Below are 20,139 nucleotides of genomic sequence, written 5' to 3'. Positions count from 1 at the left end.
CTGTGTTTTCTACCACTATTGACAGAAAAAACTGAGTTCATACAGGAAAGAACAGAAGATTATAGAATTCTTATAATAGAGTGAATATTAATGTGGAGGCTTATAATGTGTGTATTATTTGAAAATGGCAGCCTGAAAGTAAGAGAACTGGAAGAAAGGGATAAATTACACCTTGTACGCTGGCTGCAGGATCCGTCAGTACTGGAATATTACGAAGGCAGAGACAATCCTCATTCACTGCAAATGGTAGATGATCATTTCTATAATCGGGACCGGCATGTGGCAGCCTGTATTTTTGAATGGGAAGAAACAGAACTGGGATATATTCAGTTTTATCCGCTGGAAGAAGAAGAAAGGGAGAAATACGGATACCTTCCGGGTATTTCTGTCTATGGTACAGACCAGTTCATCGGGGAATCAAAATGTTGGGGAAAAGGAATCGGGAAGCTGCTCGTTCAGTCAATGATCAGCTATTTAATAAAAGAAAAGGGAGCAGACTTGGTAGTCATGGATCCCCAGACATGGAATGAAAGGGCCATTGCCTGTTATGAGAGCTGCGGATTGCAAAAAAGAAAGCTTCTCCCGAAAAACGAATACCATGAAGGTGAATGGAGAGATGCCTGGCTGATGGAATATGACAAAAAAAGCGGGATATACTTGTAAAAAAGGAAAATAGCTAAGAACACCATAAAAAGGAAGCAAACTCAACTGAGTTTGCTTCCTTTTTTATAGGGCAGTATCTGAGCCCGAGACAACACTTTCTCTTTTTGCCCGAAGGAACCGGACAAAGTTCATGACAATTGTTTTTACAACCGCATACGTCGGAATTGCAAGGATCATGCCCAGAATTCCTGCAAGGTTTCCTGCCACAAGCAGCAGAATGATAATGGTAGCAGGATGTGTATCAAGTCTTTTGCCGAGTATCAGAGGAGATAGGATATTCCCTTCAACCTGCTGGGCAACGGCAATGACGATAATCGCCAGGATGGCCTTGGCCGGGGAATCGAACAGTGCGATCAATACAGCAGGCGCCCCGCCGAGAAATGGACCGACGTAAGGAATGATATTCGTAACAGCGACAATCAGCGCCAGAACGAGGGCATATGGCAGGTCAATGATCATATAGCCGATGAAGGCCAGAGTCCCAACGAATAAAGCCACGGTCACCTGTCCCTGTATGTATGCTGCCAGGGTTTCACCTGTCTCCTTCAGTGTCTTTAAACCTTCACTCCGATAAGAAAGAGGGAGGAATTTGGATATGGCAGCCGGAAATCTTCCGCCATCCTTGAACATATAAAAGAGCAGGAAGGGAACCGTTACAATCGTGACTGTAATATTGGCGACAAGGCTGAATACATTGGAAATTCCATTTGTCACCCTGTCAGGGATTGTGTTGGCAAACTCCATCAATGACCTTTCCAGATTTTCAATCGGGACATAGTCCTGGTTCATAACCCATTTGAACTGCTGCGAGCTTGAAAGATTTTCTATGTAGATTCTTGTTCTTTGTGCATATGTCGGCAGATCATTGAATAATGCTGTAACCTGCTTTGAAATGATAGGAACAAGGCTGCCGATCACCAGGACGATAAGCCCGATGATAATCAGGTAGATGATTATGATGGCAAGGGTCCTCGGCAGTTTTCTTGCCTGGAGGAAATTGACGACCGGGTTAAGCAGAAAATAAAGGAAGCCTGAGATGATAATCGGGAAAAACAAGGTTGACACAAAGATTCCGATTGGTTCAAATAAAAAGGAGATTTTGGATGATACGTAAATGATGGCCACAATCAGAAGGATCTGAAGGGACCAGAATTGGATATTTTTTTTTGTCACAGAATTCACCTTTCGCTTTCGCTTTCTTCCTGTAAAAAGTATAACAGAAGTTAGGATAATTTTCCTGATAATTGCCAGGCTATGTATTTTAGGCGGACATCACCATTCGAAGTGCAAAATAAAAAGACCCAGATTGGCCCTTATGTTTGGATTTGTATAAAAGATCTTTCTTTGTTTTTGTCCTTCTCTCAGACATATCAATCAATGCATAAGGGCTTCTTTTGCTTTCCGGATTTCTTTTTCCTTCACGCACCATTTTAGCGCGCAGCTTCTTCGCTTTGGATTTAGCCATTTAATCTACACCCCTGTCTTTATGGAATGTATTTATTTTATAATATCCAGGTCACTCAAACAATGGGTTCCTGGTCCGCGGAGCTAATTTTTTTCTGAAAACTTCTGCTTTGCCTGTTTCAGTCCGGCGGCCAATGATTTCTCGAATTTACCTGGTCCATTCATATAGCGGCAAATTCCAAATATGGATCCCTCTTCAATGATCATAAGCAATAATAGTATAGGGATGATTGCAGGTAAAAGATTTATCACAGATTATGCCTCCCAACCAGTCATATATAAATCTTATGAAAGGAAGGGAGGCTTGATGATCATTTTTATCCTCTGATTCCGGGACTTTCTCTCAACACAGGAAGGGTGCAGCAGCGGAAGGCTCCCCCGGACTTAATGATTTCCGTTATATCCACTTCGATCACCTCGAAGCCTCTTTCTTTCAGCTGGCTGTTGACATTTTCATTTACCGTCAGACTGAAGATCTTTTTGTCCCCGATGCATAATACATTCGTGCCCAGGGAAAATTGTTCTTCTTTGGTTACTTCTATCAGGTGATACCTGGATTTGATGTATTCCAGTGCTTTCGGCTCAATTTCTCCTGGGAAAATCAAGGCTTCGTCTTCAGATATGACATTGAAGACACAATCCAGATGAAGGAATTTATCTGTAAAAGGGACCGTAATTACCTCATGATCAGGCAGAAGTGATTTCAAATGGGCAGCGGCTTTCTCATTTGTCCTGTCACTCAAGCCAACATAAACAGTGTCGCGGTCTATGACGATATCTCCGCCTTCAATTTTTTCTCCTATCAGGTTGAAATAGGAAATTCTCTCCTTCTCCAGCCATTCCTTGAACACATCCTCTTCTCCCTGCCTGATCCTGCTTGCCATTTCGGCCACAAACACCGTTTGGCCAAGCGTAAAACCGATATCCCTCGTGAATACCTGTTCAGGATATTTGCCCCTGGCCGGTAGGAGGGAAACTTCCACACCGTATTGCTCTAGTGTTTTGACAAAATTGCGGTGCTGCTCCAATGCCTTGTCAATATCAATGCCTTCTTTCAGAAAATGGCGCTGGGTCTCGTTGATCACATCTTTGATTGTCATATGCTCCGGTTCACATAGAACCACTTTTTTCAGCCGGTCATATTCGCTTCCAACATATGCCGGCATATCTGGCGTTTGCTTTACCATAATATCCTCCTAAGATTAGGTTACTTTCCTTACTATTCACCTAAACCAGGACAGTTATGAAAAAAGCTCATACTATCCCGGGGACTGGCTTCATATACTAGAGGACATGCATCAGCCAGGAGTGTTCAATCATGATTTTAAAAAAAACGGCTATCGTCCTTACTGGATGCCTACTTCTATCTTTGGGAATAAACGGTTTTCTAATCCCTAACAAGGTTCTCGACGGCGGTGTCATCGGGCTGGGTTTGATCTGCAACTACTTATGGGGATTTGAAGCAGGATTGTCCATCCTGCTGATGAGCATTCCGATATTTGCTCTTGCCTGGTTCAAGGATAGAGGTTATTTTTTCAACAGCCTGCACGGTTTGCTGTTGTCTTCCATTTTAATCGATATCATGAACCCGGTCAGCCGGTCACTTCCATATATCGACCCTGCAATCGGCTCTATAGCCGGCGGGGCGCTGGTCGGCCTCGGCATAGGCTTAATGCTCCGCTATGGCACCAGCACCGGGGGAACAGACCTGCTGGCGCAATTTATCGCAGACCTTTCAGGAATAAATGTGGGAATAGTGATTTTATTGATTGATTGCCTTGTCATATCAATCGGAGGCCTGCTGGTTTCAGGCGATACTTTCATGCTGTCCCTTATCACGGTCCTGACAGTAGGGCTGGTCACAAGCTTATGCACCTATCGGGCAGCAAAAGAGTAAGGAGGGCAGTGTTGGAGTCAAAAAAAAAGCCCTTACTCAGGGCTTTCTTCTTCAGCCAGTTTCCTGACCTCTATAAAAACAATATGATGGCCTTCCAGTTCTTTGACTGTAAAGGAATAGTTTTCCTCGATGATTTCTTCCCCCTGAACGACATCATACCGCTGGGAAAGGAACCAGCCGCCAAATGTGTCAACATCCTCTTCAGGCAGGTTTGTGCCAAGGAGATCATTGACATCTTCAATAAGAACCTTTCCGCTGATGATATAATGCCCCTCAGCCAATTTGCGGATGTCGGAGATTTCATCTGCATCAAATTCATCACGGATTTCACCGACAATTTCTTCTATGATATCTTCTACTGTCACAAGCCCCGCTGTCCCTCCATATTCATCCAGCAGCAGGGCCATATGGGTGCGCTCCTTTTGCATTTTAAGGAGAAGATCATGAATCGGTATTGTCTCAATGACCCTGATGGCAGGCTTCATGAAAGCTGTGATGGGTGAACCTGTCAGCGTTTCCCTTTTTACAGTGGCAGTCAGGATGTCCTTGATGTTGACGATTCCTTCAATATTGTCTTTATCTCCATTTATGACCGGATAGCGTGTGTACTTTTCCTCGCGGATGGTACCGAGGATATCCTCCACGCTGTCATCGATTGAAAGGCTGACGATTTCAGTCCGCGGCACCATGATTTCCTTGGCAAGCCTGTTATCAAATTCAAAGATGTTATTTACATAGGTCAGCTCTGATTTATTGATTTCTCCGCTCTCATAGCTTTCGGAAAGAATGATCCGGAGCTCTTCTTCTGAATGGGCCAGTTCATTTTCTGATGCAGGCTTAAGCCCGAACAGGCCGGTAAGGATCCTGGCTGAACCATTGAGCGCCCAAATGAAAGGGAACATCAGCTTATAAAACAAAATCAGCGGCTTTGCAAACAACAGGGTAATTCTTTCTGATAGCTGAATGGCCATGGTCTTTGGAGCCAATTCGCCGACCACTACATGCAGAAAAGTAATGGAAGCAAAGGCAATTCCGAAAGATAAAAGATGGGTTAGCGATGGATTAAGCTCCAAACTTTCAAAAAGGGGATGAAGCAGCTTCTCGACAGTGGGCTCTCCAAGCCAGCCAAGACCCAGCGCTGTGATGGTGATACCCAGCTGGCAGGCAGAAAGATATTCATCCATATGGGTAATCACATGCCTGGCCGCCTGGGCCCCAGGTTTATTTTCTTCAATCAGCTGGTCAATCCTCGAACTTCTGACTTTGACAATTGCAAATTCTGCTGACACAAAAAAAGCGGTTAAAGCAATTAAAAGTGCAACTAATACCAAATTGATAAATATGTCCAACGAATCGCCTTACAGAGTAAGGCTTACACCTCCTGGATGAGTAAAAAAGTCTACTGTAAGTTCCGGCAGGAGGGCTACATCAATAACAGGAGAATGGTCTGCATGAGGGATATGCTTTCAGCAGAAAGGTGCTTTTTAAGAGCTTCCTTCTTCAGTCCTTTATCCTCCAGATTTTGGAGCAGCTCGGAAAGCTCCTTATCCAAACCGGATATCTTTACTTTAAGTGTTTCATAATCGATAAGATCTGATTCTTTTTCCTTTAGCCTGTTCTTTATTTCTTCCAGTGAAAAGCTGTTCCTTTTGCACTGTTCGATATATTTAAGGGTGTCAAGAGCTTCTGCATCATAGTAGCGGTAGTTGGAAGCAGACCGTCTTGCTTTAATAAGGCCGATTTGTGTGTAATAATCTACCGTCCGCTTCGTTACATTCGCCCTTTTTGCAATCTCTCCGATTTTCAGTTTCTCTGCCCCAAACTCATCGCCTCCCCAGCAGAACGTTTTAGTTATAGTGAAAATGATAATCCTATTTATTTAAAATCACAATCATAAAGTTTTGGCGGTAATGGAATTTTCTTATCAGGATAGGGTAAAACCTATAAAAAGGACAGGGAGGAATTATTTTATGGACTCTACACATCCGTTTTGGCAGACTGTGCTTTCATTCTTGCCGCTGATTATTATTGCGGCAATTGTGGTCGCCTTTCTCGTCTACCGAAAAAGCAAGAGCAGGCGTTAGCAGGGCAAGGCCCGGCATTGAGCCGGGCCGCATTTTAGTTGAAATAGCGGGGCAGCTTCATTTACCATGATACATAACCGGGTTCCAGGCAATCCTGTCTCTATATTAATAAAGGAGGGAAACTGACCGATTTGGCACACCGCTGTTCGCATCCTTATCGAATATACAGCAGAAAAGTGGAGTGGAATGTACAAAAAGTGATTGAAACGGAATATCACCTCCACCTTTATGATGACCGGGTCGTTGCAGAAGACCGCGAGTTCCGGCTGGCTGATATCTATGATGTCTCCTACCGGGAACAGTCTTCTTTCGGGTTTTTATACTTGCATACAAACCATGGCCTTTATCCCTATAAAGTTTATATCAGCCCTGAGGACTTCATCAGGCAATACCGCATTGCTGCGGGCAAGGCCTATTAATCAGGCTGGCTGAGCATCCTGGCAGGGTGCTTTTTTTTTTCGCCTGAAACAGTGCGTATGAGCGACTAATTCGGCTTCAGAAGGGTAAAGATAGGCAGACTAGCAGAGGAGCTGATTCCATGAAAGAAAGTTCATCATCCAACCGTTTTCTCCCGGTTGCTTCTGCAACAAGCGGAGATATGAAAAATATCACCCCTGATGTCCATTGCCTGCCGATTCAAATTGTTAATGTCTTTTATGCTGAGCTAAGCGATGGCTCAGGTGACTGGGTGCTGATAGATGCAGGCATGCCAAAATCAGCTGAAAAAATTATTGAAGCAGCAGAAGATCTCTATGGCGTGGGAGCCGCACCGAAAGCAATCGTCCTGACCCATGGGCATTTTGATCATATTGGAGGGATAATCGGACTGCTTAAAACCTGGAAAGTGCCAGTTTATGCACATGAGCTTGAACTTCCATATCTGACAGGGGAGAAAGATTATCCTAAGCCTGATGCCAGTGTCGAGGGCGGGATGATTGCCAAGATGTCACCGCTCTTTCCGCATGAAGGGATTGATATTAGTGAATATATCCATCCGCTTCCTTCTAATGGTTTTGTTCCTCCATTGCCGGGCTGGAAATGGATCCATACACCAGGACATTCTCCTGGCCATGTATCCCTGTTCAGAGAAGATGACAGCCTGCTCATTGCAGGGGATGCTTTTGTGACGGTGAGGCAGGATTCCCTTTATAAAGTTCTTGTCCAGGAAGAAGAAGTGAACGGGCCGCCCCGTTACCTGACTACCGACTGGAAAGCCGCAGAAGCATCTGTCATCAAGCTGGCTGCTTTGAACCCTTCGGCCGCTGGAACAGGGCATGGCCGTCCGATGTCCGGCCCGGAATTGGCAGAGGGTCTGCAGAAGCTTGCCGATCATTTTGGCGATCTGGCTGTACCGGACCATGGCAAATATGTCGACGGGAATGCATAAAATGTCCTGTCCGGCCCAAACTAGAGATTAAAAAGGGGCTGGACTGCATGATTTTCTATGCATGCGTGAAGTATGAAGAACATGATCCTAATTCTTATAAAGGGATTGAAGTCACCACACTGGGATCCAATGATAAAGTGGCCGAATTCGAATCTTATGATCCGCTTGAAGATTACCGTAATTTTTCCAGCTGGGCTGAGAGTGTAGGCGAAAATAATGTAGGATTCTGCGACACATTCAAGGCTTTTGCCCATGATTACCGGCAGGTATCAGAAGAGGATTCAGAAAAGATGATCTCCATGCTGTATGGGGACCATGGCAGCTGCGGCTATGAATATTACTGACAGGCTTTTGAAGCTGTAAAAGCAGAAAAGCCCTGGTTATCCAGGGCTTTTCTTACTGCTGCTCTTCATCAAAATAACTCTCAAAGGCAATCCGGTCTGTCAGTTTTTCATTTTTGTAATATGGATTTTCTATTGTTGAGTTCTCAGGATCCAGATTGGTCTTGATGACGAGGAAAGGCACCGAAGAATGCTCTGCAATGAGCCTGTCATCCAGCTCCCTGAAATCTGGCATTTTTTCACTACCCGGCTTAATGGGGTCCATGCTTCCACCTCCTGATCTTAGGTTGCTGCCGGCAGGAATGCGCTATCCAGGAAAGCGGTGGAAAATAGAAAAACAGATTGCTTCAGACCTGATGCAGGTGCTGCCTACATTGTTTTTCGGGAGAAAAGGGGGCTAACCCGTCTTGCCCGGCATGATCTGCAAAATGAATTGCTTGGCCTGTTCATCAATGAAGAGGCAGTATTCCTCCTGATCCTTTAGGTCGAGCAGATTTCTCAGCTCCATTGGTATATGGATGGAACCATTATCAGAAACAAGCCTTTTATTTTCAGTACTCTTCGGATCTGCTTTTCTGATTAAGATCTTCTTGTCTTCATCTTCAAACTCCAGGTCGGCAAGCCGGCCTGGAAGAAGGTCGAATTTTTTTCTCCAGGGACTTGGAAGAAGGACTTTTCCGGTCTTAGTAAAATTTTTGCATTTATAGACGCTTTGCATCTTAACACTTCCCCGATTTTTATTTACTGGCTCTCTGCTGGATAACGTTTTCGAGCTTACTTACTACATAGCACATGACGGAGCGAAGAAAACCTCTTATTGCATAGGAGGGGGAAAAAGGGACATTTTTAATAACGGAGCTTCGTTATCTGGAAGAATAAGAAGAGGATGAGAGTTTCAGCTTAAGTTTAATTAGGGAAAAATAAGGAGAAAGTACAATAGGGCTGCGCCCTGTCATATGCCTATCGAAAAGGAGGAAGAAAGATGAAGGATGAAAAGAAGCTGATGAGCGAGGAAGAGCTTGATGCCCTCCATCATGTAATGGAAGAACAGATTGCATATATTCTTGTTGATGAAGAAGAAGAAAGATCCAGGGAAGAGCACAATGCTGAAGGGTGAAAAAAGGGGGGAGACCCCCTTTTTATGTGAATGAAGCAACCTCAACGCCTCTGTCCTTTAAGGCGGCATGAAGCGTCGCCGCAAACTCGAGCGCTTGGAGACCATCGCCGTGGAGGCATATGGTGTCTGCTTTAATCATGATCTCTTTTCCGTTCCGGCTGACAGTTTTGTTTTCAAGAACCATTCTCAGTACCTGGCCGACTGCTTCTTCCGCAGTAGTGATCAGGGCATCACTGCTTGATCTCGAAACAAGCGTACCGTCATCTTCATATCTTCTGTCCGCAAACACCTCCTGCGCAGCTCTGATTCCAATCCTTTCCGCTGCCGAGGTGCTTTCACTGTTATGGAGCCCAAAGAGCACGAGTTCCTCATCCGCACTCTGGACAGCCCTTGCTACCGCCTCTGCAAGCCGTTTATCTCCCGCACACATATTATAGAGCGCCCCATGTAGCTTTACATGGCTGAGCCTTCCGCCTTCTGCTTTCACAAAAGCTGAGAGTGCGCCAATTTGATACAGGACAAGGTCGAAGGCTTCTTCTGGACTAATTTCCATTTTTCTGCGGCCAAACCCCTGGAGGTCAGGCAAACCCGGGTGTGCACCAATGGCAGTCCCATGCTGAAGGGCAAGCTTCACTGTTCTGCGCATTGTCCCTGGATCTCCGGCATGGAACCCGCAGGCAATATTCGCGGATGTGATATAAGCCATGATTTCCTCATCAGATCCGATCTTGAAGCTTCCAAAGCTTTCGCCAAGATCACAGTTCAAGTCAATTTTCTTCAACAATGTGCACCTCTTTCTGCCATTTTTCATTGACGGTTTTTGTAAGGGATCCTATTGTTTTTACCTGTTCCAAATATGCCAGTTGTGCCTCAGCCAAGGAGGCAGGCGCAAACCTGATCTTATCTCCCGGTTTTTTCTGTGCCAGGATAGGAAGGTCTGCCGACAGGACTTGAGCGATTTTCGGGTACCCGCCTGTTGTCTGCCTTTCAGCCATCAGAATGATCGGATTGCCGTCAGCAGGCACCTGCACTGTTCCAAATGATACTGGTTCAGTTATCATTTCAATTTCTCTTGCCTTTGCTAGTGAAGGGCCCTTCAGCCTGTATCCCATCCTGTCAGAATCTGGAGAAATCGTAAATTCCTGTTCTGAAAATTGGTTTATAACATCAGAAGAAAACCATTCAGACTGCCTGCCGGGCATCACCCTGATCTGATCCTGATGAAGATAAGAGGCGAGCGAGGGGGAGAAGCTCCAGCTTCTGCAGAATCTGCAGGAGGTTTGTCTGATGGGAAGGACATCGTTCTTTTCTAATATCCTGCCATCCAGGCCGCCGAATCCTGCTTTCAGATATGTGCTCCTGCTTCCCATCTGGCGAGGCACCAAGATGCCGCCATGGAAGGCCAGATATGTACGGCACCCTGCCTTCATCCTGCCAAAAGAAAGAACATCTCCTTTTTTTGCGGCGATCGGCTTTCCGCCTTGAATATTGCTGCCGCTCAGCTTTGCTTCTGTTTCAGCGCCAAAGAAGCTGAAAATGATATCCTTTTCAAAAAGCAGCCGGGGGCCAATCAAGGTAATTTCAAGAGCTGCTTCATCATTGAAATTGCCTGCTGCCAGATTGGCAAGCGTGTAAGAGAAAAGATCCATCGCACCTGAAGGCGATACGCCGAGATTTTGGTATCCTTTCCTCCCTGCATCCTGGACAGTTGTCATCAGTCCCGGCTTCAGAACTTTTATTCCCATAGGCTGCCGCCCCCTGACTGAAATTCTGCTTCTTTGATCGGAATGAAACGCAAACGGTCTCCGGGCTTTAGATAGCTGGGTTCTTCCCTATTTGGATCGAATAACGCTATCGGTGTTCTTCCGATAATCTGCCAGCCTCCAGGGGTCTCCGAAGGATATATCCCTGTCTGCCCGCCGGCAATGCCCACCGAGCCGGAGGGAATCTTCAATCTTGGGGAAGTTTTGCGCGGAGCCGCTATGCGCGGATCCATCCCGCCCAGGAAAGGGAAGCCGGGTGAGAAGCCAAGAAAGTAAATCTCATAGTCTCTTTTACTATGTATCTCTATAACTTCTTTCTCTGATAATCCATTTGAACGGGCTACAAAAGCCAGGTCCGGGGCGTGGGCTCCTTCATAGCAGACGGGGATATCCAAGAGCCGCGGAGATTGGACATCCAATTGTATTTTCTCTGCAAGCATTTCAGCAATCAAGGATGAGGCTGCTTCAAAGGGAGATAAGGTTCCGACGGCATACGGATCATAATGAACAGCCAGTGTATGAAAGGCAGGAACGCATTCAATCATGCCCCTGAAAGGTTTTTTGGATAAAAGGGAAGCCGCTTTCCTGACCTTTTGATTGCTTCCCGGTTCGATGCTGCTGCCAAATTCAAGGATGATGCAGCTGTCGCCTGCAGCATATGTATGATAATGCATATTTGCACCAGCTTTCTCTAAGTAGTCAGAAACAAATGAGTATACTGACTATTGTACAAGATAGCCACCTGATTTAAAAGGCAAGCTGGACCGGCACTTTAAAAAGCCAGACCATCAAAAGGATGATCACAGCTGACAGGCCGTAGGACACTAATGGCCGAATATGATGAAGCCTGATCATGATGTACATCACCGGGTAAAAAAGAAGCTCCATCCAATATTGATAGCCATTCTCAAAAACAATCATCCCTGTTGCAGCAAAGGGGAATTCAGCTGCAAAGGAAAGGACACTCCAAAGGATAATATACCGAAGCCGGCCATGCTTCTCCGGATAGAATGTCAAGTATAATACTGTTATGGTCGGAAGTATGGCGAATGCATGAAACAGCTCGCCAGCAAAATGTGATTCTAATGGAATGCTTCTGTGCTTCCACAAAAGATGATCTTTGCAGATAAAATTATACAATAACACCAATACAGAGGTATAAAGCATGGTAGGGTGAAAGACACGCCAGTTTTTCCATGCTTTCAAATAGCCGGCGCAAACAGCCAGGATAATGGATAAAGTAATATTCATTTTCTGCACCTCAATAGAAGAAGTCATTATATAATTTACTTTTTTTGTAAAAAATACACCCCCGTTAGAGCTCTTTTCGTAAAGATTGTCTATTTTAATGATTGAGGGAACAGCAAACCTTGAAATAAGCGGAGAAATTCCGTTCAAGAAGAGCAAAGTAGCCCATTTTCCTGTTTTTGGAGTCGTTAGTCGGAATTTCTCCCTCTTTTTAAACTGTTTTTAAAGGCTTTTCAAGCTCAGGGGGAATTTCTCCGCTTATATTTCAGCCTGTCACTGAATCTACCATTCAGGTCCGGGAAGGCTCCGTTCTTTAATGGATGGGCGGGGATTGATCTTAAATAACGATTGCGAAAAAGCAACAATCAATGCGAATAGAGCCTTACAAAAAATACAGCATCGCAGCTCCTGTATGTCAATCAAACATTAATTACACAAGATTAAAAATTTTAAATGCCTGCACAGCGAAAAAGCCTGCCGTTACAGGCAGGCCTCCATATCAGTTTTTCAATACATTAAAATAGCGTGCTTCCGGATGGGCAAAAACCATGGCTGAAACCGAAGCTTCCGGCTCCATCATAAATCCTTCTGTCAGGTCTATGCCAATTTCCTCCGGCTTGATCAGATCAAAAAGCTTCCGCTGATCTTCAAGCTCCGGGCAGGCGGGATAGCCGAATGAAAAGCGCTGTCCCTGATATTTTGCTGAAAACCTCTCTTTCATAGTAAAGTCTACAGGATCAGGGAAGCCCCAGCGGTCACGTATTTGCCTGTGGACAAGTTCAGCAAAACCTTCTGCCGTTTCAAGCGCCAAAGCCTGCAGGGCATGATTTTCAAGAAAGCGGCCTTCCTTTTTAAGTATTTCGGCAGTCTCCCTTACAGCATTGCCTGCAGTAACAGAGAAAAAGGCGACATAATCCATTTCCCCGCCACCAGCAGGCTTCAAATAATCGGCAAGGCACAAAAATGGCTCAGTCTGCTGTCTTGGAAAATCAAATACCTCTAATATCCTGCTGTGGTCGTCCTTATCATAGATGATGACCTTGTTCCCGTCAGATTGAGCAGGAAAAAATTGATAGACAGCACTAGGCATGATCCAGCCCTCAGTTTTCGCCTGCACGATAAGGGAATCTACAGTATCATTCAATTTCAATGCCTTCTCATCACCTGACTCAATGAGACGGCTGATATTGCCCTTAAGCCCCAAATGATGCCCTAAAAGCATCTGCCGGTTAATATAAGGCTCAATATGCCCAAGTGTATAGGATCTTAGGACATGCCGCTCCAAATCCTGCGGAACAAAAACCGGTACATCAGACCGGACTGAAGGCCTCACCTTAAGTGCAGCAAGAGCTCCTGTTTTTCTTTCTGTTAAAGCAGAAGGGAGGGGGAGGGACCGCTTTGCCTCTTGCTCGGCAAGGAGCCTGTTGTATTCCGGCTCATCACGGAGCTGATCGGCTATTGATAATCCATTCATCGCATCTTTGGCATACATCACGAGGCCATTGTATTCTCTCGATATTTTCGTATCTGTGAATTTCCTTGATAGTGCGGCACCGCCGACGAGAATAGGGATATCAATGCCTGCCTGTTTCATATCAGAAGCGGTGATGACCATCTGCTGTGCGGATTTAACAAGCAGGCCAGAGAGTCCGACCATATTGGGCTTTTCCTTTTTTACTGCTTCAACTAGCTCAGAAGGTGATACTTTGATGCCAAGGTCGATTACTTCGTACCCATTATTACTGAGAATGATATCAACAAGGTTTTTGCCTATATCATGAACATCTCCTTTTACAGTGGCAAGAATGATTTTCCCTTTGCCTGATGAAGTTCCTTTCTCCATAAATGGTTCAAGATAGGAAACCGAGGCCTTCATCACTTCTGCACTCTGCAGCACTTCGGCGACAATCAGCTGGTTGTCGTTGAACAGTCGGCCGACCTCTTTCATCCCATCCATCAAGGGTCCATTTATGATTTCAAGAGGGGAACTGTACTCCAGTAAGGCTGCTTTAAGGTCTTCCAAGAGGCCTTCTTTTGTACCTTCTTTTATATAATAGGCAAGGCGTTCAGCCAGGCTCATATCAGGAAGAAGGCTTTTTTCTTCCTTTTTCTTGCCCCGGTAAAATTCTGTGAACTGTGCGAGTGTTTCATCCGTAGTTTCAAATAACAGCTTTTCTGCCAAAGCAATTTCTTCACTTGCTATACTGGCAAACCGCTCAAGTTTTTCTGTATTCACAATTGCATAGTCCAATCCCGCCTGGGTACAGTGATAGAGGAAGACGGAATTAAGAATCTCCCTTCCAACCGGAGGCAGGCCAAAAGAAACATTGCTGATGCCAAGAATCGTTTGTGTCTTTGGAAAGCGTTCTTTTATCAGGCGGATACCCTCAACAGTCGCTTCTGCCGAACCGATGTATTGTTCATCACCTGTCCCAACCGGGAAGACGAGCGGGTCAAAAATGATGTCCTCAGGAGGAATCCCATATTTTTCAACCAGAAGGGTATAGGAGCGGGAAGCAATTTCAAGCTTTCTATCTGCACTCACTCCCATGCCTTTCTCATCTATGGTTCCGACTACCACTGCTGCCCCGTACAGGCGTATAAGAGGGGCAATAGCCTCAAATCTTTCTTCGCCATCCTCCAGATTGATAGAGTTGATCACGGATTTTCCCTGCAGGTAAATAAGGGCTTTTTCTATAACTTTCTCATCTGTAGAATCTATTACAATCGGTGCTTTTACTTTTTTAGTTACTTCTTTAATGAAATTTTCCATATCTTCCAGTTCATCCCGATCAGGGTCGGCAAGGCATATATCAATAACATGGGCGCCATTCTTGACCTGTGCCCTCGCGACTTCTGACGCTTCTTCAAACTTTCCCTCGGCAATCAGTCTTTTGAACTTCCTGGATCCTATGACATTTGTCCGCTCGCCGACCATGATGGGGCGGAGGGTTGGGTCATCATAGATGAGCGGCTCAATGCCTGATACTTTATGGGCAGATGCTGCAGAGATTTTCCGCGGTGCAAAATGTTCCATTTTATCTGCAATTGCCTTGATATGCTCCGGTGTAGTTCCGCAGCACCCGCCGACGATGTTCAGCCAGCCCTGTGAGGCAAACCCTGCAAGCTTTTCTGCGAGCGATTCAGGTGTTTCGTGGTAGCGCCCTTCTTCATCAGGCAGCCCGGCGTTTGGATAACAGCTGACAGCAGCATCTGCAAGCGAAGATAATGACCTGATATGCTCCTGCATAAATTCAGGTCCTGTAGCGCAATTAAGGCCGACAGCCAGCGGTTTCATATGCTCTAGGGAAATATAAAAAGCTTCAATTGGCTGGCCCGCGAGTGTCGTCCCCATAGGTTCAATTGTACCTGAAACAATAAGGGGGAGAGTGATGCCGGTTTTTTTGAAGGCATTTTGTATCCCGATATATCCTGCTTTCACGTTGAGCATATCCTGGCTGGTCTCAAGAAGGAGGAGGTCCGCTTTGCCATCAATTAATCCGCAGGCTTGTTCCTCATATGACAATGCCAGCTCTTCAAATGTCGTTCCTCCTGTGACACTAAGTGTTTTTGTAGTAGGTCCCATAGATCCGGCAACAAAACGCGGCCATGAAGGAGTGCTGATCTGATCAGCCGCTTTCCTTGCAATCAAAGAAGCAGTTCTGTTGATTTCATAGGCTTTTTCTTTAAGGCTGTATTCATCAAGGACAATGCTTGTGGCCCCGAAAGTATTGGTTTCAATTATATCGGCACCGGCCTTAAGATAGGCAAGGTGGATTTCTTTAATAACCCCCGGTGCTGTAAGATTCAAGTATTCATTGCAGCCATCATACTGTTCGCCGCCGAAATCTTCAGCAGAAAGATCAGCTCTCTGCAGCATCGTTCCCATGGCGCCATCCATGATCAGGATTTTATTATTCATTCTTTCAGATAGAGAAATCTTTGGCATTCCTGCTCCTCCTGGCTGTCTTCAGCTTCTCGCTGCGCGCATATGCGGCAAGCTCCGCTGTCAGTTCATACTTCATAAACGGGGTGATTAAATAGATGCCATTGAACAGCTCTGCTGCTGCATCAATCAGCTCTTTGCTTATGCTGATCCCTTCGCGGACTGACTGGAGGGGGTCATCTTTCAGGCTGTTCATACGTTCCCTGATTTTGTCGGATATTTTGATGCCCGGCACCTCATTATGAAGGAAATCAGCATTCCTGCTGCTCGTCAGAGGCATGAGGCCGATATAGATCGGCTGTTCCATATGTTTGGTAGCCTCATATATTTCCATAAGCTTCTCTTCCGAAAATACAGGCTGGGTTATAAAATAATCCGCTCCGCACTCCGCCTTTTTTTCGAGCCTCTGAACTGCCTTCTCAAGAGAACGGACATTTGGGTTAAAGGCAGCAGCAACAGAAAATGCAGCTTTTTGTCCAAGATCCTTGCCTGAAATCGAGCGGCCTTCATTCAGCTGCTTGATCATCTGAATCAGCTCGAAGGAGGACATATCATATACGGAAGATGCGCCGGGAAAATCGCCGACCCTTGCAGGATCTCCGGTAATGGCAAGAATGTCATGGAGTCCCAGTGTATGAAGGCCCATTAAATGGGATTGCAGCCCAATGATATTCCTGTCCCTGCACGTCAGGTGAATGAGCGGACGAAGCCCCAGCCTGTTCTTTGCCAAATAGCCGAGTGCTTCATTTGAGATCCGGGGGGATGCAAGCGAATTATCGGCAAGTGTAATTGCGTCAATGCCTGCGTCTTGAAGAGCCTTGGCCCCGGCAAAAAATTTATCCGTTTCCAATTTCCTTGGAGGATCCAATTCAACGATGACTGACTGTCTCTTTTTCACAAGATCCTGGAGCGGGGGAAGATCCCTTTGGGCCTCTTTTGGCATAATCCGAATTTTAGCCTTTGGTTCCCTGACTTCCTTTTTCTCTAAAGGAGGAGATCCTTTTAATTCATCTGAAAATGCACGGATGTGAGCAGGAGTGGTGCCGCAGCATCCTCCAAGCAGCCTTACCCCCTGGTTCCTGAAAGCTTTGGCAGACTGCCTGAAATATTCTGCATCGCCTTCGTAATGGAATTTTCCATCCGTGTATGCAGGCAGGCTGGCATTCGGATATGCGGACAGGTAAGCCTTCTGTGGCAGGGGCACCTCCTCAAGCGTCAGCAGCATATGATGGGGGCCAAGCCGGCAATTGAGCCCGACGATATCCGCGCCGAGCGCATCCAGCCTGGACAGCGCTTCGCTTATGGGAGTGTGATCCTGCATAATACCCGTCTCCTGCAGTGACACCTGGGCAATGAGAGGGAGGGCTGTTTCTTTCCTCGCGATCGAAAGGACAGTTTCCAGTTCTTTGAGATCATAATAGGTCTCAAGAAGGATCGCATCCACCCCTTCCATCAGCAAGCAGTAGAGCTGCTCCCTGAAGCTCCTTTTTATTTCTTCTATAGATATTGAGTGGGGTTTGATCCCGCGGTTTCCGCCAATTGTTCCGGCCACAAAGGCATGATTTCCCGCAGCCTTCCTCGCAACAGTGACAGCGGCACTGTTTATTTCCTTTACATGGTCCTCCAGTCCGTAGCGCTGCAGCTTGAGATAATTGGCTGCATAGGTATTGGTCTGGATCAAAGTTGCACCTGCATCTATATAAGCTTGGTGGATATTTTGAATATGGCCTGGCTGTGATACATTAAGTTCTTCAAAGCAGAAATCTGTACCATAGGAATAGAGGAGAGTGCCCATCGCTCCATCTGCTATGATGATCTCTTTTTCCATTTTATCCAGCAGACTCATAGTTTTACCCTCGCTGTATGGCATGTTCTCTCTGCGGCAGAAAGTGCTCTGCTGAAATCGTGTATTAAATCATCCGGATTTTCGAGGCCTGCAGAAAGGCGGAGAAGGGAGTCGGATATTCCGCGCCTGCTTCTTTCGGGTGCAGGCATGGAGGCATGAGACATCCGGGCTGGCCAGGAGAGTATCGACTCGACAGCGCCCAGGCTTACTGCAAAAACCGGGATTTCCAGAGCATCAGAGAATTTCCGCAGCGCATCTTCGTCTTCAAGCTCAAAAGACAGCACAGCTCCCGGCCCGGCAGCCTGTTCTCTCTGCAGCTTAAACTGCGGATGGCTCTCAAGCCCAGGGTAATGCACTTTTTTCACAAGTGGGTGATTCTCAAGGAAAAGAGCAATTTTCTCTGCTGTTATCATGGACTGCTGCAGTCTGACATGAAGGGTTTTCAAACCCCTCAGCACCAGCCAGCAATCCTGCACACCAAGGACAGCACCAAAGGAATTCTGCAGAAAGGCCACTTTCTCAGCCAGCACTGGATCTTTTACTGCACAAAGGCCGGCAACGACATCACTGTGTCCGGAGATAAATTTCGTCGCACTGTGAAGGACAATATCTGCCCCAAGGTCCAGCGGCTTTTGCAGTTGGGGGGTCATGAAAGTATTGTCAACGAACGTATAAGCATCTTTTTCCCTGGCAATCTCAGCAATGCTTTTAATATCGGCAACCTTCAAGAGGGGATTGGAAGGTGTTTCAACATAGAATAGTTTTGTATGTGGAAGGGCAGCCTCTTTTACTTCTTCTAAATTAGTCATATCTGCGAAGGTGTAATCAATTCCGTAGCGCGAGAGGACCTCTGTGACCATCCTGTAGGTGCCTCCGTATACATCCTCTGAAATGACGACATGGTCTCCCTGGGAAAGAAGAAGAAAGCAAGTGGAGATGGCCGCCATACCGGAAGAAAACGCAAATCCTCTGGTTCCGCCTTCAAGTCCTGCAATTACTTCTTCAAGCGCCTCTCTTGTCGGGTTTAGGCTTCTTGAGTAGTCATATTTGCCAAAAGACTCAAGATCCTTTTGATGAAAGGTGGAGGCATGATGAATCGGGACGCTTACAGCCCCTGTAACCGGGTCTGTTTTATGTTTATTGTGCAATAGCTTTGTTTCGAATCTATAACAGTCTTCGTTCATTTTGCATTCTCCCCTTCCACACAGCCACTGAAGGCCTGTTCCAAATCTTTCATCAAATCTTCCGGATCTTCGATGCCAACAGAAAATCTAAGGAGCTTGCCGCAGATTCCATTGGCTAATCGGGTCTCTTCCGGGATGTCAGCATGTGTCTGTGTGGCAGGATAAGTAATAAAGCTTTCAGTTCCGCCAAGACTTTCGGCGAAAGTAATAAGGTTCAGCTTCTGCAGGAATAGATCTGCCCAATTTTCTTCAAGGATTCTGAAGGAGAGCATTCCGCCTTTTCCGGGATACAGCACTTCCTCTACATATTCATGGCTGTTCAAGTATTCAGCCAGTTTACGAGCATTGCTTTCATGCTTCTTCATCCGGAGGGCAAGGGTCTTCATCCCTCTCATCAGGAGCCAGGAATCAAATGGGCTTAACACTGCTCCTGCAGCATTATGGTGATGGGCAAGGGAGGCACATAACTTCTCTCCTCGTGCCGCAATGAGGCCTGCGAGCACATCGTTATGGCCGCCCAGATATTTTGTAGCACTGTGTATGACGATATCGGCCCCCAGTCTGATTGGCTGCTGAAGGACCGGCGTAAAAAAGGTATTATCGACGATCAGTAGAATTCCATGCTGGCGGGCGATTGCAGCCATAGCCTCAATATCAGCCTGCTGCATGAGCGGGTTGGTCGGCGTTTCCAGGAATATTGCTTTCGTATGAGGCGAGATTTGCCTGCTTACCGCATGGATATCAGAGGTATCTGCGTATTTTGTAACCAGCCCCCATTTGGCAAAACCCTGCTCAAGCAGCCTGTAGGTGCCTCCATAAAGATCCTTTGACACCACCAGCTCATCACCTGAACGGAATAGAGATAAAACAACGGAGATGGCGCTCATGCCCGAACTGCAGGCATAACCCTGATCAGCTCCTTCAAGGCTGGCAATTGCCTGCTCAAGTATTTCCCTAGTTGGATTTCCCGTCCGGACATAATCATAGCCGTTGGACTTGCCGATTCCTTCATGTCGGTAAGCTGTAGAAAAATAAACCGGAGGGTTGACGGTTCCTGTATGCTGATCGCTTCGATTGCCAAGCTGCGCCAATAATGTTTCTGTTTTCACCAATATGTTCACTCCTTTTTTGCACAATGCTTTCATGCTCCATGGAAAATAAAAAAAGTCTTCTATAAGAAGAAGACTTTTTGGATGCAG

General features: G+C 46.0%; 22 protein-coding genes. 6 read left to right on the top strand and 16 right to left on the bottom strand.

Going from position 1 to position 20,139, the window contains the following annotated elements; all coding sequences use genetic code 11:
* The first annotated feature begins 105 nt into the window (after nucleotides 1-105).
* Nucleotides 106-663, top strand: a complete 558-nt coding sequence (locus tag CYJ37_RS02755) for a GNAT family N-acetyltransferase (RefSeq protein ID WP_101547782.1) — start codon at nucleotides 106-108, stop codon at nucleotides 661-663.
* A 63-nt stretch (nucleotides 664-726) separates the two neighbouring features.
* Here CYJ37_RS02755 and CYJ37_RS02750 read toward each other — a convergent pair whose 3' ends face one another.
* From CYJ37_RS02750 to CYJ37_RS02740, 4 genes are all read right to left on the bottom strand, one after another.
* Complete coding sequence (locus CYJ37_RS02750) at nucleotides 727-1,836, bottom strand: AI-2E family transporter (RefSeq protein ID WP_094768986.1); 1,110 nt, start codon at nucleotides 1,834-1,836, stop codon at nucleotides 727-729.
* 88 nt (nucleotides 1,837-1,924) lie between these two features.
* Complete coding sequence (locus CYJ37_RS02745; protein ID WP_009793752.1) at nucleotides 1,925-2,128, bottom strand: hypothetical protein; 204 nt, start codon at nucleotides 2,126-2,128, stop codon at nucleotides 1,925-1,927.
* A gap of 83 nt (nucleotides 2,129-2,211) precedes the next feature.
* The gene (locus CYJ37_RS27000) at nucleotides 2,212-2,379 is read right to left on the bottom strand and encodes a hypothetical protein (RefSeq protein ID WP_022543874.1); all 168 of its coding nucleotides are present in this window, start codon (nucleotides 2,377-2,379) and stop codon (nucleotides 2,212-2,214) included.
* Between the two features lie 65 nt (nucleotides 2,380-2,444).
* Nucleotides 2,445-3,314: a dimethylarginine dimethylaminohydrolase family protein gene (locus tag CYJ37_RS02740; RefSeq protein ID WP_009793755.1), complete on the bottom strand. Its 870-nt coding sequence runs from the start codon at nucleotides 3,312-3,314 to the stop codon at nucleotides 2,445-2,447.
* Nucleotides 3,315-3,445: 131 nt separating this feature from the next.
* On the opposite strand from CYJ37_RS02740, the gene CYJ37_RS02735 reads away from it, so the two are divergent.
* Nucleotides 3,446-4,024, top strand: a complete 579-nt coding sequence (locus tag CYJ37_RS02735) for a YitT family protein (protein ID WP_022543873.1) — start codon at nucleotides 3,446-3,448, stop codon at nucleotides 4,022-4,024.
* A gap of 32 nt (nucleotides 4,025-4,056) precedes the next feature.
* On the opposite strand, the gene CYJ37_RS02730 is transcribed toward CYJ37_RS02735, so the two are convergent.
* Both CYJ37_RS02730 and CYJ37_RS27975 read right to left on the bottom strand, forming a co-directional pair.
* Entirely contained in the window at nucleotides 4,057-5,373 is a 1,317-nt protein-coding gene (locus CYJ37_RS02730; RefSeq protein ID WP_009793757.1) for a hemolysin family protein, read from the bottom strand.
* Nucleotides 5,374-5,447: 74 nt separating this feature from the next.
* On the bottom strand, nucleotides 5,448-5,816 hold the full coding sequence (locus CYJ37_RS27975; protein WP_224950349.1) for a MerR family transcriptional regulator: 369 nt from the start codon (nucleotides 5,814-5,816) through the stop codon (nucleotides 5,448-5,450).
* A gap of 423 nt (nucleotides 5,817-6,239) precedes the next feature.
* Between CYJ37_RS27975 and CYJ37_RS02720 the strand changes: the two genes are divergently transcribed.
* From CYJ37_RS02720 to CYJ37_RS02710, 3 genes are all read left to right on the top strand, one after another.
* Nucleotides 6,240-6,527, top strand: a complete 288-nt coding sequence (locus CYJ37_RS02720; RefSeq protein WP_022543871.1) for a hypothetical protein — start codon at nucleotides 6,240-6,242, stop codon at nucleotides 6,525-6,527.
* 119 nt (nucleotides 6,528-6,646) lie between these two features.
* Entirely contained in the window at nucleotides 6,647-7,495 is an 849-nt protein-coding gene (locus CYJ37_RS02715; protein WP_009793761.1) for an MBL fold metallo-hydrolase, read from the top strand.
* A gap of 47 nt (nucleotides 7,496-7,542) precedes the next feature.
* A complete protein-coding gene (locus tag CYJ37_RS02710; RefSeq protein ID WP_009793762.1) occupies nucleotides 7,543-7,839 on the top strand; it encodes a hypothetical protein in 297 nt (98 codons plus the stop codon).
* A 52-nt stretch (nucleotides 7,840-7,891) separates the two neighbouring features.
* Here the strand turns inward: CYJ37_RS02710 and CYJ37_RS02705 are convergent, their stop codons facing one another.
* Together CYJ37_RS02705 and CYJ37_RS02700 are read right to left on the bottom strand one after the other, a co-directional pair.
* Nucleotides 7,892-8,101, bottom strand: coding sequence for a hypothetical protein (locus CYJ37_RS02705; protein WP_009793763.1), 210 nt, complete (start codon nucleotides 8,099-8,101; stop codon nucleotides 7,892-7,894).
* Between the two features lie 132 nt (nucleotides 8,102-8,233).
* Nucleotides 8,234-8,554: an AbrB/MazE/SpoVT family DNA-binding domain-containing protein gene (locus tag CYJ37_RS02700; protein ID WP_009793765.1), complete on the bottom strand. Its 321-nt coding sequence runs from the start codon at nucleotides 8,552-8,554 to the stop codon at nucleotides 8,234-8,236.
* 264 nt (nucleotides 8,555-8,818) lie between these two features.
* On the opposite strand from CYJ37_RS02700, the gene CYJ37_RS27590 reads away from it, so the two are divergent.
* Nucleotides 8,819-8,953 (top strand): hypothetical protein, encoded by a 135-nt coding sequence (locus CYJ37_RS27590; RefSeq protein ID WP_009793766.1) that lies wholly within the window; start codon nucleotides 8,819-8,821, stop codon nucleotides 8,951-8,953.
* A 22-nt stretch (nucleotides 8,954-8,975) separates the two neighbouring features.
* Here CYJ37_RS27590 and CYJ37_RS02695 read toward each other — a convergent pair whose 3' ends face one another.
* From CYJ37_RS02695 to CYJ37_RS02660, 8 genes are all read right to left on the bottom strand, one after another.
* Nucleotides 8,976-9,734, bottom strand: a complete 759-nt coding sequence (locus tag CYJ37_RS02695; protein ID WP_101547781.1) for a LamB/YcsF family protein — start codon at nucleotides 9,732-9,734, stop codon at nucleotides 8,976-8,978.
* Complete coding sequence (locus CYJ37_RS02690) at nucleotides 9,721-10,698, bottom strand: biotin-dependent carboxyltransferase family protein (RefSeq protein ID WP_101547780.1); 978 nt, start codon at nucleotides 10,696-10,698, stop codon at nucleotides 9,721-9,723. The genes CYJ37_RS02695 and CYJ37_RS02690 overlap by 14 nt, the downstream gene beginning before the upstream one ends.
* Nucleotides 10,689-11,390, bottom strand: a complete 702-nt coding sequence (gene pxpB, locus CYJ37_RS02685; RefSeq protein WP_101547779.1) for a 5-oxoprolinase subunit PxpB — start codon at nucleotides 11,388-11,390, stop codon at nucleotides 10,689-10,691. Before pxpB ends, CYJ37_RS02690 begins: the two co-directional genes overlap by 10 nt.
* A 73-nt stretch (nucleotides 11,391-11,463) precedes the next feature.
* On the bottom strand, nucleotides 11,464-11,967 hold the full coding sequence (locus CYJ37_RS02680; protein WP_129612176.1) for a CBO0543 family protein: 504 nt from the start codon (nucleotides 11,965-11,967) through the stop codon (nucleotides 11,464-11,466).
* Between the two features lie 496 nt (nucleotides 11,968-12,463).
* Nucleotides 12,464-15,913 (bottom strand): methionine synthase, encoded by a 3,450-nt coding sequence (gene metH / locus CYJ37_RS02675; RefSeq protein ID WP_101547777.1) that lies wholly within the window; start codon nucleotides 15,911-15,913, stop codon nucleotides 12,464-12,466.
* The gene (locus CYJ37_RS02670; RefSeq protein WP_009793772.1) at nucleotides 15,891-17,756 is read right to left on the bottom strand and encodes a bifunctional homocysteine S-methyltransferase/methylenetetrahydrofolate reductase; all 1,866 of its coding nucleotides are present in this window, start codon (nucleotides 17,754-17,756) and stop codon (nucleotides 15,891-15,893) included. The genes metH and CYJ37_RS02670 overlap by 23 nt, the downstream gene beginning before the upstream one ends.
* Nucleotides 17,753-18,940 carry a cystathionine beta-lyase gene (gene metC / locus CYJ37_RS02665; protein WP_009793773.1) on the bottom strand — a complete coding sequence of 396 codons (1,188 nt, stop codon included), beginning with the start codon at nucleotides 18,938-18,940 and terminating at the stop codon, nucleotides 17,753-17,755. The genes CYJ37_RS02670 and metC overlap by 4 nt, the downstream gene beginning before the upstream one ends.
* Nucleotides 18,937-20,085: a methionine biosynthesis PLP-dependent protein gene (locus tag CYJ37_RS02660; protein WP_050767301.1), complete on the bottom strand. Its 1,149-nt coding sequence runs from the start codon at nucleotides 20,083-20,085 to the stop codon at nucleotides 18,937-18,939. Before CYJ37_RS02660 ends, metC begins: the two co-directional genes overlap by 4 nt.
* Nucleotides 20,086-20,139 lie beyond the last annotated feature (54 nt).

It is taken from the genome of Bacillus sp. UMB0728 (assembly GCF_002858875.1).
GTDB lineage: Bacteria > Bacillota > Bacilli > Bacillales > Cytobacillaceae > Bacillus_AB > Bacillus_AB infantis.
Note: the sequence above shows the minus strand (reverse complement) of the source record. Positions and strands in the feature narration are given on the sequence as shown.

Excerpts from the sequence above, each read along its gene's own strand:
- CYJ37_RS02755 (WP_101547782.1), top strand. The coding sequence starts at position 106 with ATGTGTGTATTATTTGAAAATGGCAGCCTGAAAGTAAGAGAACTGGAA.
- CYJ37_RS02745 (WP_009793752.1), bottom strand. The coding sequence starts at position 2,128 with ATGGCTAAATCCAAAGCGAAGAAGCTGCGCGCTAAAATGGTGCGTGAA.
- CYJ37_RS02740 (WP_009793755.1), bottom strand. The coding sequence starts at position 3,314 with ATGGTAAAGCAAACGCCAGATATGCCGGCATATGTTGGAAGCGAATAT.
- CYJ37_RS02735 (WP_022543873.1), top strand. The coding sequence starts at position 3,446 with ATGATTTTAAAAAAAACGGCTATCGTCCTTACTGGATGCCTACTTCTA.
- CYJ37_RS02715 (WP_009793761.1), top strand. The coding sequence starts at position 6,647 with ATGAAAGAAAGTTCATCATCCAACCGTTTTCTCCCGGTTGCTTCTGCA.
- CYJ37_RS02710 (WP_009793762.1), top strand. The coding sequence starts at position 7,543 with ATGATTTTCTATGCATGCGTGAAGTATGAAGAACATGATCCTAATTCT.
- CYJ37_RS02705 (WP_009793763.1), bottom strand. The coding sequence starts at position 8,101 with ATGGACCCCATTAAGCCGGGTAGTGAAAAAATGCCAGATTTCAGGGAG.
- CYJ37_RS02700 (WP_009793765.1), bottom strand. The coding sequence starts at position 8,554 with ATGCAAAGCGTCTATAAATGCAAAAATTTTACTAAGACCGGAAAAGTC.
- CYJ37_RS27590 (WP_009793766.1), top strand. The coding sequence starts at position 8,819 with ATGAAGGATGAAAAGAAGCTGATGAGCGAGGAAGAGCTTGATGCCCTC.
- CYJ37_RS02690 (WP_101547780.1), bottom strand. The coding sequence starts at position 10,698 with ATGGGAATAAAAGTTCTGAAGCCGGGACTGATGACAACTGTCCAGGAT.
- pxpB (WP_101547779.1), bottom strand. The coding sequence starts at position 11,390 with ATGCATTATCATACATATGCTGCAGGCGACAGCTGCATCATCCTTGAA.
- CYJ37_RS02680 (WP_129612176.1), bottom strand. The coding sequence starts at position 11,967 with ATGAATATTACTTTATCCATTATCCTGGCTGTTTGCGCCGGCTATTTG.
- metH (WP_101547777.1), bottom strand. The coding sequence starts at position 15,913 with ATGCCAAAGATTTCTCTATCTGAAAGAATGAATAATAAAATCCTGATC.
- CYJ37_RS02670 (WP_009793772.1), bottom strand. The coding sequence starts at position 17,756 with ATGAGTCTGCTGGATAAAATGGAAAAAGAGATCATCATAGCAGATGGA.
- metC (WP_009793773.1), bottom strand. The coding sequence starts at position 18,940 with ATGAACGAAGACTGTTATAGATTCGAAACAAAGCTATTGCACAATAAA.
- CYJ37_RS02660 (WP_050767301.1), bottom strand. The coding sequence starts at position 20,085 with ATGAAAGCATTGTGCAAAAAAGGAGTGAACATATTGGTGAAAACAGAA.